Annotated in this window: 8 protein-coding genes; 1 reads left to right on the top strand and 7 read right to left on the bottom strand. The window is 70.3% G+C overall.

All coding sequences use genetic code 11. The annotated features are described in order from the left end of the window. The 7 genes from ACFO60_RS37235 to ACFO60_RS37205 form a co-directional block, all read right to left on the bottom strand. A complete protein-coding gene (locus tag ACFO60_RS37235; RefSeq protein ID WP_380850921.1) occupies nucleotides 1-900 on the bottom strand; it encodes a sugar phosphate isomerase/epimerase family protein in 900 nt (299 codons plus the stop codon). After that, the gene (locus tag ACFO60_RS37230; protein WP_380850993.1) at nucleotides 897-2,063 is read right to left on the bottom strand and encodes a substrate-binding domain-containing protein; all 1,167 of its coding nucleotides are present in this window, start codon (nucleotides 2,061-2,063) and stop codon (nucleotides 897-899) included. Before ACFO60_RS37230 ends, ACFO60_RS37235 begins: the two co-directional genes overlap by 4 nt. Before the next feature lie 89 nt (nucleotides 2,064-2,152). After that, on the bottom strand, nucleotides 2,153-3,082 hold the full coding sequence (locus tag ACFO60_RS37225; protein ID WP_380850918.1) for an ABC transporter permease: 930 nt from the start codon (nucleotides 3,080-3,082) through the stop codon (nucleotides 2,153-2,155). Further along, entirely contained in the window at nucleotides 3,079-4,080 is a 1,002-nt protein-coding gene (locus tag ACFO60_RS37220) for an ABC transporter permease (RefSeq protein WP_380850915.1), read from the bottom strand. The genes ACFO60_RS37225 and ACFO60_RS37220 overlap by 4 nt, the downstream gene beginning before the upstream one ends. Beyond that, the gene (locus ACFO60_RS37215; RefSeq protein ID WP_380850912.1) at nucleotides 4,077-5,603 is read right to left on the bottom strand and encodes a sugar ABC transporter ATP-binding protein; all 1,527 of its coding nucleotides are present in this window, start codon (nucleotides 5,601-5,603) and stop codon (nucleotides 4,077-4,079) included. The genes ACFO60_RS37220 and ACFO60_RS37215 overlap by 4 nt, the downstream gene beginning before the upstream one ends. Nucleotides 5,604-5,708: 105 nt before the next feature. After that, a complete protein-coding gene (locus tag ACFO60_RS37210) occupies nucleotides 5,709-7,538 on the bottom strand; it encodes a ThuA domain-containing protein (RefSeq protein WP_380850909.1) in 1,830 nt (609 codons plus the stop codon). 93 nt (nucleotides 7,539-7,631) lie between these two features. Beyond that, a complete protein-coding gene (locus ACFO60_RS37205; RefSeq protein ID WP_380850906.1) occupies nucleotides 7,632-10,496 on the bottom strand; it encodes a PQQ-dependent sugar dehydrogenase in 2,865 nt (954 codons plus the stop codon). A gap of 1,881 nt (nucleotides 10,497-12,377) precedes the next feature. Here ACFO60_RS37205 and ACFO60_RS37200 point away from each other — a divergent pair. Further along, nucleotides 12,378-12,857: a hypothetical protein gene (locus ACFO60_RS37200; RefSeq protein WP_380850903.1), complete on the top strand. Its 480-nt coding sequence runs from the start codon at nucleotides 12,378-12,380 to the stop codon at nucleotides 12,855-12,857. Nucleotides 12,858-13,061: the final 204 nt, after the last annotated feature.

Genomic DNA, 13,061 nt, shown 5'->3' with positions numbered 1-13,061 from the left:
CTACGGGGTGGGGAGCGGGGACATCGATGGCGGGTCGTCGGGGACAGCGGGGTCGGAGTCGTCCGGCCGTTTCCAGAAGGTGCGCAGGAAGGCCAGTCCGTCGGTGGCGAGGGCGTCCTGGGACGGGGCGAGCGGACGCCATATGGACGCGGCGGTGGCGATGGTCTTGTTGTCGGCGGTGAAGGACTCGATCACGAGCGGGCCGGTGTAGCCCACGTCGCGGACGGCCTCGGCGAAGCCGGGCCAGTCGAAGTGGTCGGCGCCCGGGGCGCCGCGGTCGGTCCCGCACACCTGGATGTGCGCGATCCGGTCGCCGGCCAGCCGGACTGCCCGCAGCGGGTCCTTCTCCTCGATGTTCAGGTGGTAGGTGTCCAGGGCGAGACCGCATTCGTCGGGGAGGGCTTCGAGTGCCTGTTCGACGGTGTTGATGACACTGGTCTCGTACCGGTTGAGCGGTTCGACGCCGATCCGGACCCCGCGCTCGGCCGCGTGCGCGAGGACCGGCTTCAGGTTCTCCCTCAGCTCGGAGTAGACGGCGCGGCGCTCGTCCGGGCCCATCCGCCAGGCCCGGCCCACCGAGGCGTAGGCGGGTCCGCTGATCGCGGGCGCGCCGACGGCCACCGCGACGTCCACGCAGTGCCGCAGGTAGTCCTGGGTCTCCTGGACGGTCTCGGGCGGAGCGTCGACCAGCTCACGCCCCGGCGGCATCGTGAGCACGACCGACGCGCCGAGCCCGAGTCCGGCCAGCAGGTCCGCCGCCCTGCGGGGGTCCCACTCGCCGGGCCGCTCCACCGGAAGCTCGACGACGTCGAACCCCCACGCCGCGATCCGCGGCGCGAGGGCGGCCAGGGAATCGTCGGTGAGCGGCGATACCCAGACCCAGGTGTTGACGCCGATCACCGCTTGCCGCCCCACTTCTCGGGGTAGCCGGGCAGGTCCTCGCAGCCGCACAGCGCGTAGTGCAGCGGCGGCATGCCGGGCTTGAGGTAGGTGGCGAGGGTCTCCTGGGTCACCGTCGGCTGCGGCAGGTTCCAGACCTTCGGCACCTGCTCGCCCTTGAGGATCTTGAGCGCCGCGATCACCGGGGTGCGCCACTGGTACGTCGGGTAGGTCGGGGCGATCGCGGTCAGCTTCGCGTCGCTCCACTTCTGCAGGAAGTCCTCCTGGTCCTCTCCGTTGATCGGCGGGACGGGCTGGCCGGCGTCCTCGAACGCCTCGACCGCCGCGACGGCGGTGGCGCCGGCGTCCATCCAGACACCGTCGATCTTGCCGTGGCGCTGGATGTAGTCGCCGACGATGCTCTTGGTCTTGGCGGCGTCGCCGTCGGTGAACTCCACGCCGACGACGTCGAGGCCGCTCTTGTCGAAGGCGATCTTCGCCGCCGACCAGCGGGTCTCCAGGACGTCCACGCCGGGCAGGATGCGCAGCGCGAGGATCTTCCCGCCGGCGGGCACCTTGGTGGTGAGGAACTCGGCGGCCTCGGCGCCGAAGGCGTAGCCGCCGATCGGCTTGATGAAGGTGACCGGGCAGTCGGTCTGCACTCCCCGGTCGAACACGATCACGGGAAGCTTCGGACACGCCCCGGCGATCGCGGGGGTCAGCGTCGCGGTGGTGTTGGGCGAGACGATCAGCGCGTCACAGCCCTTGCCCTGCAACTCGGCGATGTCGGAGATCTGCTTGTCGTCCTTGCCCTCGGCGTCGAGCATGGTGAACTTCGTGATCTCCTTGTGCAGGCCGACCTCCGCCTGCATGGTCTTCAACCCGACCTGCCGCCAGGGGTTGTTGACCGCGGCGTTGGAGAAGCACAGGTGGTAGGGCCCGCCCTTCTTGTACTTGGCCGTGTCGATGAGCTGCGGGTCGATGGTCTGCTCCCACGGCTTGCCGTCCGGGCCGGTCGGCTGGGTCGACCGCATCGCCATCTGGGCGTCGTAGTCGGTCTGTACGAAGAACTTCGACTGTGCTCCGGTGCCCGAGCCGGACGATTCCGCCGCCGCCGGGGCCGAGGCCGAGGTCGTCGCGGGCGCGGCGGAGGGGGCGGGGCTGTCGGTGGTGCACGCGGCCATCGGCGCCACCAGTCCGGCCAGTGCCACGCCGGCGAGCGTTCGCCGCGAGAAATATCGCAAGGTCGTTCCTTTCGTTTCGCGTAAAAAGGTCAGGTCGTCGCGGCTCTTCTGCGCGGGAAGCTCACGGCTCCCAGCGCCACCGCCGCGATGATGATGACCCCCTGCACGGCCGGCTCCAGGGCCCCCGAGATGCCGTACAGGTTGAGCAGGGTGAACAGGGCCTCCAGGGTGAAGGCGCCCGCCATCGCGGCGACCACGGATCCGCGGCCGCCCCCGAGGGCCACGCCGCCGAGCACGACCGCTGTGATGGCTTGGAACTCAAGGCCGACGCCGACCTGCGCGGACACGCCGGCGAAGCCGCCGAGCAGGATGGCCGCGACCGCCGCGGAGAGCCCGGAGATCATGAACGCCACCGTCCGGACCCGCGCGACCCGGACGCCGGACAGGGCAGCGGCCCGGTCGTTGTCGCCGACCGCGACGAGCGTGCGGCCGAAGTCGGCGCGCATCGCCCGCATCGCGGCGGCCCCGGCCACCACGAGGATCAGGACCGACCAGGGCACCGGGCCGAGGCCTCCGCGGCCGAACTCGCGGAACTGCGCGGACAGGGCGCCGCGGGGCGCGCCGCCGGTCCACAGGAAGACCGCCCCGGACAGGATCAGCAGCATGCCGAGCGTGGTGATGAACGACGGCACCCGCAGCGCCGTGGTGACGACCCCGTTGACCAGCCCGGCCAGCAGCCCGAGAGCGATCAGCAGGGCCAGCACGGGCCAGGTCGCCGACGCAGAGCCGTCGATGAGCCGGGCGGCGATCACCACCTCGGCGGTGATCAGCGAGCCGACCGACAGGTCGTACTCACCGGACACGATCACGAAGTACTGCCCGGCCGCGAGGATCACCAGCGGCGCGGCGCGCTTGACGAAGGCGAGGAAGGCCGGCGGTTCCAAAAAGTACGGGTTGACGACCGCGATCGCGACCAGCAGCCCGGCCAGCACGATGAAGATCGGCAGAGCTCGTCTCATGCCGCACGCCTCCTTCGGGCGTAGATCGCGAGGGCGGCCACCAGGACCACGCCGCGCACGACGTCCTTGGCGAAGGAGTTGATCTCCATCTGGTTGAAGACGCTGTCGAGGACGGCCAGGAGCAGGACTCCGCCGACGGTGCCGGCCACCCCGCCGCGGCCGCCGGCCAGAGCCGTACCGCCGAGCACGACCGCGGCGATCGACTCCAGGTCATAACCGCCGTCGGTCCCCACCGTCGGGGCCCCCGCCCCCAGCCGGGAGGCGAGCAACAGCCCGGCGATCCCCGCGCAGAGCGAGCACAGCACATGGGCGATGACCACGACCCGGCCGGTCCGCACGCCGGAAAGCCGCGCGACCTCGGCGTCCCCGCCCACGGCGTAGATCCGGTGGCCCAGGCGCGTCCTGCTCAGCAGGAACCACACCGCCGCCGCGACCGCGGCCCACAGCAGCGCCGACACCGGCAGCGGGCCGATGCGGTCGTACCCGAGATGCTGGAACGAGGCGGGCACGCTCCCGGCCGGCCCGTCGTACCGCCAGTCCAGCACTCCCCTGATCACCAGCGCCACCCCGAGCGTGGCGATGAAGGGGTGCACCTTGAGCCGGGTGACGACCAGCCCGTTCACCAGCCCCACCATCGCGCTCACGGCCAGCACCGCGGCGACCGCGGGCAGCACCCCGGCGTCCGCGCCCGCCATGGTCTCGGCCGCGACCAGGGAGGTCAGGCTGATCAGGTAGGCGACCGACAGGTCCAGGCTTCCGGCCAGGATCGCGACGGTCTGACCCACCGCGACGATTCCCAGCGCCGCCGACCGCTGCTGGATCCCGACGATGTTCGAAAGGCCGAGGAACCCGCCGCCGTCCAGTTCGAACAGCAGCCAGCCCAGCACGATCAGCAGGGCCAGCGCCACGTAGACGGCGCGCGCGGGCCGGTCGGCCGAGATCCGCCCGAGGTCCGCCACCCGTGCCGGGACGCGCCGCGGTTTCACGTGCTCGGTCATGACGCGGCCGCCAGGCGCATGACGTCCTCCTCGGACGGACCGGCCGGCAGTTCCCCGGCGACGCGGCCCTCGCGGAGCACCACGATGCGGTCGCTCATGCCGATGAGCTCGGGAAGCTCGGAGGAGATCATGAGGATCGCCATGCCGCCGCGCGCGAGCTCGCGCATCAGGTCGTGGATGGCGGCCTTGGCGCCGACGTCGACGCCGCGGGTCGGTTCGTCGAACAGCAGGACACGCGGCGCGACCGCCATCCACTTGGCCAGCACGACCTTCTGCTGGTTGCCTCCGGACAGGAGCCTGACCTCCTGCGCGGGGCGGGGCGGGCTGAGCCGTACGCGCTCCAGCAGCCGCTCGACCCCCTCCGGGCGCCGCCCGGTGGCCCGGGCGACCAGCAGGGCGTTGTCGCGCACTCGCTGGTCGAGGAGCAGTCCCTCGGACTTGCGGTCCTCGGTGACCAGCCCGATTCCGGCCGCGATGCCCTCCCGGGGCGTGCGGGGGCGGCGGGGGGTCATCTCGCCGCTGGTGAAGGGCTCGGCGCCGAACAGCGCTTTGGCGAGTTCGGTGCGGCCCGAGCCCTGCAGCCCGCCCAGCCCGACGATCTCGCCCGCCCTGAGGTCGAGGTCGATGCCGCGCAGCCTGGCGTTGCCGCCGCCGCGCACGCGCAGCACCACCTCGCCGGGCGGCTCCTCGGCCCGGGGCGGGAAGTAGGAGTCCAGCTCTCGCCCGACCATCAGGCGGACCAACTCGGCGGTGGTCAGGGTGGACGCGGCGGCGGTGGTGACCAGGGCGCCGTCCTTGAGCACCGTGATCCGGTCCGCGAGCTCGAAGACCTCGCGGAGCCGGTGCGAGATGTACAGGACGGCGATGCCGCGCTCGGTGAGCCGCCGCACCAGTGTGTAGAGCAACTCGACCTCGTGGCCGGCGAGGGCGGCGGTCGGCTCGTCCATCACCACGATCCGCGCGTTCAGCGACAGCGCTTTGGCGATCTCGACGACCTGCTGCCGCGCGACCGAGAGCCGGCGGACGAGATCGCGCGGGCCGAACGACTCCTCGCCGAGCGAGCGCAGCAGCTCACCGGTCGCCGACTCCATCGCCGCCCGGTCGACCAGCCCCCACCGGCCCGGTTCCCGGCCGAGGAACACGTTCTCGGCGACCGTCCGCTCCGGCAGCAGGGTGAACTCCTGGTGGATGATCGCCACCCCGGACCGCTGCGCCTCGACCGGATGCCCGAAGGCCACGTGCCGGCCGTCGATCTCGATCGTCCCCTCGTCCGGGGTGTGCACCCCGGCGAGGATCTTCATGAGCGTGGACTTGCCCGCGCCGTTCTCCCCCACCACGGCGTGCACCTCTCCGGCGGCCGCCTCCAGGTCCACGTCCCGCAGGACCCGGACGCCCAGGAAGCTCTTGCCGATGCCGGTCATCTTCAGCACGCGGCCCGCCCGGCGGGCCAGGCGCCGGCACCGGCGGGCGCGGGAACGGCGCATGGTGTCCTGGCCGGGAAACCGGCCACGACGGTTCTGCATACCGCGTATGACGCGGATTGGGGCATGTGCTCTCCTAGCCGTACAGGGGGTGCCGGCGGAGGACACCGTGGAAGGGTGCCCTCCGCCGTGGTACAACGGCCGGTCTCAGACCCGGGCCCACTTCTGGCCCGATGAGCCGTTGCAGGTCCAGATCTGCGCCCTGGTGCCGTTGGCGGTGCCGTTGCTCGCCAGGCTCAGGCACTTGTTCGCGCCGACGGCGGTGATGGTGCCGTCGCTGTTGAAGCGCCACTTCTGGTTGTTCTGGTTGTTGCAGTCCCAGATGAGGACGGCGGTGCCGTCGGCGGTGCCGGCGCCGTTGACGTCCAGGCACTTGTTGCCGTAGACCCGCAGCTCACTCGCGGCGGTCGACGTCCATCTCTGGTTGTTCTGGCCGTTGCAGTCCCAGATCTGGGCCAGTGCCCCGTTGGACTGGGAGGCGCCGCTGACGTCCAGGCACCGGTTCGAGGCCACTCCCCGGATCGTGGTGGTGGTGCTGGGGGTGGGCGTCGGGGTCGGGGTGGGCGTCGGGGTCGGGGTCGGCGTCGGCGTGGGGGTGGGGCCGCTCAGTTCCTTGACGCGGATGTTGCGGTAGGCGACCGTATTGCCGCTCCCGTGGTTCTGGATACCGATGTATCCCTGCTGCAGGGAACGCGCCGAGTTGGTGTTGGTGAAGTCGTTGATCTTGACTCCGTTGAGGAACACCTGCAGGCGCTCCCCTTCGACGAGGAGCTCGTAGGTGTTGAACTGGCCCGGCGGGTTCAGCGCCGCGTCGCGGGCGGCGATGTCGGCGGACTGGACCCCGTAGACGGCGCCGGTGGTCTTGTCCGCGGAGTCGGTGGCGTCGATCTGGACCTCGTAGCCGGTGTCCAGCGCGGTCTGGGGGTCGGTGGTGGGGGGGAATCCGACGATCACTCCGGAGTTGGAGTCACCGGTCAGCTTCCAGTCCAGCTTGAGGGAGAAGGAGCGGTACTCCTTGGCGCTGTACCAGAGCATCCCCATGCCGCCCTGGGAGGTCAGCGTGGCGTCGGAGTTGGTGAACGACCCGGGACCGGCCTGGGTCCAGCCGTTGGTGGAGCCGTTGTAGATCGCGGTGTAGCCGGTCTCCGGGCGGCAGTCGGCCTTGACGGCCCCGGCGGCGTAGCGGATGCCGCCGAGCAGCAGGGTGCGGAAGGCGGACTCGGAGTACGACGCCTGGCTGTGGCCGAGGCCGGTGTAGAACGATCGGCCGCCGGACTGCGGGTGGCACCAGGTGATGGGATGGTCGCCCATGTTGCCGCCGCTGTAGCTCGACTCGTCCAGAGTCTGCAGGACGTGCACGTTCGAGCGGGGGTTGGCGCGGTAGTTGTACCACTCGTCACTGCGCGACCACGTCGGACCCAGATGGGCGGTGGCCGCGTGCGCGCGGTCCTCGGTGCGCACGGTGGCCTGCTGGATCGCCGGGTGGTTGTTGAACCAGGCGCCGACGAGCTGGCCGTAGTAGGGCCAGTCGTACTCGGTGTCGGCGGCGGAGTGCACGCCCACGTACCCGCCCCCGCCGTCGACGTAGGACTGGAAGGCCGACTGCTGGGTGGAGTTCAGCACGTCTCCGGTGGTGCTGAGGAACACCACCGCCTTGTACTGCGCGAGATTGCTCGTGGTGAACGCGTTCGCGTCCTCGGTGGCGTCCACCCCGAAGTCGTTGGCGGAGCCCAGGTCGCGGATGGCCTGGATCCCGGTGGGGATGGAGTCGTGCCGGAACCCCGCGGTCTTGGAGAAGACCAGCACCTTGAAGGCCGCGGCTTGGGCGGGGAGCGCGGTGACCACCGCGCCGGCCGCGACGGCCGCGGCGGCGGTGGCCAGCGCCACCGCGGCGAGTGTCACGCGTCGCAGCGCGGAGGTCCCTCGGGCGGGCCTTGTGCTGGGCGCGGGTGCGGCGCTGGTCGGATGTCGCAGCATGGGATGTCCTTCCGTCGTGGCGCCCGGCCCGGCCCGCGGGCCGGGCCGGGCGCCACATCACGTGGTGATGAATCCGCCGATGGAACGGGTCCGTCAGGCGCGGGCCCACTTCTGGCCGGAGGCGCCGTTGCAGGTGGAGATCTGCGCCTTCGTCCCGTTGGCGGTGCCGTTGCTCGCCAGGCTCAGGCACTTGTTCGCGCCGACGGCGGTGATGGTGCCGTCGCTGTTGAAGCGCCACTTCTGGTTGTTCTGGCCGTTGCAGTCCCAGATGAGAACCGAGGTGCCGTCGGCGGTGCCGGCGCCGTTGACGTCCAGGCACTTGTTGCCGTAGACCCGCAGCTCACTCGCGGTGGTGGAGCTCCACGTCTGGTTGGCGCCGTTGTTGCAGTCCCAGATCTGGGCCAGCGCCCCGTTGGTCTGCGAGGCGCCGTTGACGTCCAGGCAGCGGCCGGAGGCCACTCCCTTGATCGCGCCCGTGGTGCCGGGCGTGGGCGTCGGGGTGGGGGTCGGGGTCGGGGTGGGCGTGGGCGTGCTGCCCGTGTCGAAGGTGAAGGCGTCCAGGTCGAACAGGCTGGTCGAGCCGCTTGTGCCACGGAAGACGAAGTACAGCGTCGTGGGCGTGGTCGGCGCGCCGCTCAGTGTGGCGGTGGCATCGACGAAGGTCTCCCAGTTTCCGGTGACCGGCGCGGTCACCGTGCCCAGCAGAGTGCCGGTCGCCGAGCCGGCCCGCACCTCGATCCGGCCGCCGGCCCCGGCCGACGAGACCCGTGCGGTGATCTTGGTGGCGTTGCCGAGGTTGTAGGGCGTGAAGGAGATCCAGTCGCCGTCTTCGATGTAGCCGACGGTCTTGCCGCCCTCGGCATTGGTGTGGTCGGTCACCGTGACGCCCTGCTGGGCGGCGAAGTGCTCGGCCTGACGGTGCCGCGGCTGCAGGGTGCGGGTGCTGGTGGTGGTCAGGCCGCCGTTGTCGGTGTAGGACGCCACGAAGAGGCCGTAGAGGTTGGCCGCGGCGTCGTGCTCACCGTCGGACGGCACGGTGAGGGTCCCGCTGCAGCCGGTCTTCTCGGTGATCTGGTGGCTGTGGCTGTCGTGGCCGAGGAAGTAGGTGACCGTGACCTTCGAGCAGTCCAGCGCGCCGTCCTCGGCGTCGCTTCCGGTCACCGTGAACGGCACGGAGTCACCGAAGGAGAACAGCTGTCCGTCGCCGGGCGGGGACAGGGTGATCGAGGGCGCGGTGTTGCCGACGCTCACGATGACGCTCGCGCTGCCGGTCAGCCCCTGGGGGTCCTTCACGGTGAGCGTGGCGGTGTAGGTGCCGTTGGTGGTGTAGGTCTTGCTCGGGTTCGCGGACGTGGAGGAGGTGCCGTCGCCGAAGTTCCACGAGTAGGTCAGCGCGCCGCCCTCGGGGTCGGAGCTGCCGGAGGAGGAGAAGTTCACCGTCAGCGGGCTCGCGCCGGAGGTCTTGTCCGCCGCCGCCTTGGCGATCGGGTTGCGGTTGGCCTTGCCGATGTACTCGACGCGGACCAGCGCCTGGTTGTTGCTCCCGGTGCCGTAGTCCAGCACGTACAACGCGCCGTCTGGGCCGAAGGCCATGTCCATCACCTGCGTGCCCGACCAGGGGAACGCCGAGATCTCACCGTAGCCGCCGTCGGACTTGACCTCGATCGCCTTGATCCAGCGGCGGCCGTACTCACCGGCGAAGAACCGCCCGTCCAGCACCTGGGGGAACTTGACCGCGGAGCTGCTGTTCGGGTCGAAGCGGTAGACCGGGCCGCCCATCGGCGACTCGGAGCCGCTGCCGAACTCCGACGGGGATCCGGAGTCGCCGGCGTACTTGATCCACGCCGGTCTGGCCGCCGGCAGCGTGGTCAGGCCGGTGTTACGGAAGGAGTTGTTGGTCGGGCCACCGGAGCAGTTGTACTTGGACTGGGAGGGGCCGCTGGGGAAGGTGTACTCGTTGTAGGTCTCGTTCGTGGTGTTGCTGCCGGTGCAGTACGGCCAGCCGTAGTTTCCGGCCGAGGTGATCCGGTTGAACTCCACCTGCCCGCTCGGGCCGCGGCTGGAGTTGGTCGAACCGGAGTCGGGGCCGTAGTCACCCAGATAGACGACGCCCGTCGCCTTGTCCACGCTCATCCGGAACGGGTTGCGGAACCCCATGCCGTAGATCTCGGGGCGGGTCTTGGCCGTCCCCGGCGGGAACAGGTTGCCCGACGGGATGGTGTAGGTGCCGTCGGCCTGCGGCTTGATGCGCAGCAGCTTGCCCCGCAGGTCATTGCTGTTGGCCGCAGTACGCTGCGCGTCGAACTGCGGGTTGCGGTCGGTGCGCTCGTCGAGCGGGGAGTAGCCGCTCGACTCGAACGGGTTGCTGTCGTCACCCGTGGTCAGGTACAGGTTCCCCTGCGCGTCGAAGTCGATGTCACCGCCGACGTGGCAGCACTGGCCCCGGTCGTTGGCGACCTCCAGCACGACCTTCTCACTGGACAGGTTGAGCGTCTCATCCGAGTTCAGCGTGAACCGGGACAGGTTCAGGTGTCCCTTCCACGAGTCGAACGTGCTCGACGAGCCGCTGGTGGGAGCGTCGCCGCTGGGAGTGGACAGCCGCGGCGAGTAGTACAGCCAGACGTACCGGTTCGACGCGAAGTTCGGGTCCACCGCCACACCCTGCAGGCCCTCCTCGTCATGGCTGTAGACGTTGAGCTTGGCCGCCACCTTGGTGTTTCCGCTTGCGTCGGTGACCCGCAGTGTGCCGTCACGCGCCGTGTGCAGGACCGACCGGTTCGGCAGCACCGCCAGCGACATCGCCTCACCCAGCTCGCCGCCACCGCTGGCCAGATTGATCGCCTGGTAATCGGACGCCGGAATGGTCAGAGCGTTGGCCGCCGGAGCGGTGACCACCAACGTTCCGGGGACGACCAGCGCGACCGTGGCCAGCATCGCGCGCCACGAATGTCGTGACATGAGCAGGTATTCCTTCCTGATGAAGAACTCGGGCCGGGGCAAAGGCGCGCGCCGTCGCGCTGTTGCCGGTGGCGTTGGGGCAGAGAGTGCCGTCTCTGCTCCCGGTGCCGGGACGGTCGGCCGCCCTGGCACCGGTGTGGAACGGGGGGTGGTCCCGGCCGCGGGTCCACCTTTGGCCGGTGTCGCCGCGCCGTGTCCGGATGCGCGGCCTCGCGGTGAGGTCGTGCCGATCGACCTCGTCCGCGGGTGGCGAGCACCGTTGACATGGAACCGCCGGGTGCCGGTTCCGGACGGGAGAGGGGTGAGGTCGCCTCGCGCCCTCTCCGGGACAGGTCGGGCCGTCGCATGGGGACATGCGGCGATGACCTGCCCACGGATCCGCGCCTGGGCGGGCCGTGATGCGGGGCGGCACGGTGACCGGAACGACCTGGCCGGGCGATCCCCTGCGCCGTCAGGGTGACGAACCCGCGGATGTGGTCGTGTGCTCCAGCTCCCTGGTGACGCACGGATCGGGAGCCGCCGATCCCCAGGGCGCGGGGTGATACCCGCCCCCGGTGGTGCGAGGCCCTACGTGGCCTTCAGGCGGCCGGACAGGCGCGCCTCTCCACCGGCTCCGGTGGAAGCCGGGAGACGAGGCGCTTCCTCTGCCTGGCCCGGCAGAGCGGCTCGGGTCAGGTATCCCGCGACCACGGTGGCGAGCACCGCGCCGTACCCGGCGTGGCCGGTCGGCCCCTTCGAGGATCGCCTCGTGCGCAAAGCTCGTTTCGATCGGTCACGTGCTTCTCCAAGTTGAGCGCGGCCCCGCGGGCATCACATGGGATGTCTCTGAAGCGAGGCAGTGGAAGCCGACGTGGCCGACCACGATGCGGAGGAGCCACGAAGCGCCTCCACACCCGCCGATGTGGTCCAGCCGTACAAGGCCCCGAAAGTAGTGTCACCCGAGGTCTTGGCTACCAATTACGTTCCGATCGACCTCGGCGCGTCAAGACCTTAGGTATGCCTATTTTCCGGACTCGGTGCGCCGGCCTCCGGCGCGGCCGGCGCCATCTCCCTGCTCACCAGCCCGAACAGCCGCGTGCCGCGCCCCGGAGACCTATCTCTCGATCTTGCTCGGTCGCGTATCTTTCATACTCATAGATGGGATGTATCGACCGCTCCCCCTGGTCTGTCACCTCATCGGGGTGATCGTCCTCACATCCGCAGAGGCGAGAGGTTGTGAATGTTTCATCCCTCGCACGCCCGCAGGCCGGGCGAGCGTCGCTGGCAAGGGACCGGTTGGCGCTCCCGGCGAATCGAGGGGGCGGACCGGACCCTTGACAGGTGCCATGAGGGTCGTGTGTGCTTCGCTGGCCTGGCGTCACCTCCAACCGCCGATGGTGGGAGCGCCGGGTCTGCCAGACAGTAGTTAGCGTTAACAATGTGGTCGTCCCCGTCTTCGGGTGTGCGGCGAGGCCGGGCACGGCCGCGCGCATATGCGAATCGGTTCGACGGCCACCGCTGAGGGCGTTTCGGGAGCGGCCGTTCGCGGCCCGGTCCCGCGGCGATCCTCGCGCGGGACCGGGCCGACACCCGTCGGCTTCTCCTGGCCGCGTTCCATGGGCGCGGCCGTCGCGTCGCCTCCACCTCGTCAAGGAGTACGGCAATGAGGTCGAAGAGACCGGCAGCGGGAGCACAACGCGAGGCTCGCCCGCCTGTACGTGGGTTTCATTCCTTCGCCGGTCCCCGCTCGGCGCATAAGACCAGGCCTGCGAGGCGCGCACTCCTTTCCGCCATGGCGGGATGAGCGTTTCGGCCCGGCGAAACCACGCCGGTGTTGACCAGGCTGGAGGGCTGTGGCCTTATTCGCTGTAAAGAGGAGTCGCAGCCGCAGGAGAGGGCGCCATGGTCACCAGGAGATCGGTCCGGCGAGCGCTGGCGCTCGGTTCGGCACTGGTCACGAGCAGCGCGCTGCTCGTGATGTCCGCACAGCAACCCGCCGCCGCCGCCACCATCACGGTGAGGGGCACGATCGACTGCCTCAACAACAACTACTACGGGGACACCAGGGACTGGTACGCCTACGAGGCGAGGGGGATCGCCTCGCCCTCGGGTACGTCGATGTCGCTGAACTCCATGACCGCGATTCCGGCCACGCACGCGTGGCAGTTCGAGCTGACGCTGCCGAGCAGTGACACCTCCGTGGGGGTCTCCGCTCTGTGCAGCAGCGGCCATCAGTACGGCGACTACGGCTGGTCGGGCGGGTGGACGAGCATCCCCGCGGGAACCACCGTCGTGACCGCCGCATGGGGCTGCTCCACCGCCCCGGTCTCCCCTGGCCCGTGGGTCACCACCTGCGCCCTGCAGTCCGTCACGTACAGCTGAGCGCCTCGACCACGGTGCGGGCCGGCACTATCGTCGTGTCCGCCCGGCGCGAGAGGCTGAACGCGTGACAGATCCCTTCATGAACGTCGCCGATCTGGTCGCGATCGACGTGCACACCCACGCCGAGGTCTCCGCGGACGGCCACGAGTCGCTGAGCCCCGAGTTGTCCGCCGCCTCGGCGAAGTACTTCAAGGCGCACCCGCG

Origin of the sequence: Sphaerisporangium dianthi, from assembly GCF_042654065.1 — a bacterium.
GTDB classification, from domain to species: Bacteria; Actinomycetota; Actinomycetes; order Streptosporangiales; family Streptosporangiaceae; genus Sphaerisporangium; species Sphaerisporangium dianthi.
The sequence above is the reverse complement of the archived record's forward strand: the minus strand, read 5'-3'. Positions and strand labels throughout refer to the sequence as shown.

Excerpts from the sequence above, each read along its gene's own strand:
- ACFO60_RS37230 (WP_380850993.1), bottom strand. The coding sequence starts at position 2,063 with ATGGCCGCGTGCACCACCGACAGCCCCGCCCCCTCCGCCGCGCCCGCG.
- ACFO60_RS37225 (WP_380850918.1), bottom strand. The coding sequence starts at position 3,082 with ATGAGACGAGCTCTGCCGATCTTCATCGTGCTGGCCGGGCTGCTGGTC.
- ACFO60_RS37220 (WP_380850915.1), bottom strand. The coding sequence starts at position 4,080 with ATGACCGAGCACGTGAAACCGCGGCGCGTCCCGGCACGGGTGGCGGAC.
- ACFO60_RS37215 (WP_380850912.1), bottom strand. The coding sequence starts at position 5,603 with ATGCAGAACCGTCGTGGCCGGTTTCCCGGCCAGGACACCATGCGCCGT.
- ACFO60_RS37210 (WP_380850909.1), bottom strand. The coding sequence starts at position 7,538 with ATGCTGCGACATCCGACCAGCGCCGCACCCGCGCCCAGCACAAGGCCC.
- ACFO60_RS37205 (WP_380850906.1), bottom strand. The coding sequence starts at position 10,496 with ATGTCACGACATTCGTGGCGCGCGATGCTGGCCACGGTCGCGCTGGTC.
- ACFO60_RS37200 (WP_380850903.1), top strand. The coding sequence starts at position 12,378 with ATGGTCACCAGGAGATCGGTCCGGCGAGCGCTGGCGCTCGGTTCGGCA.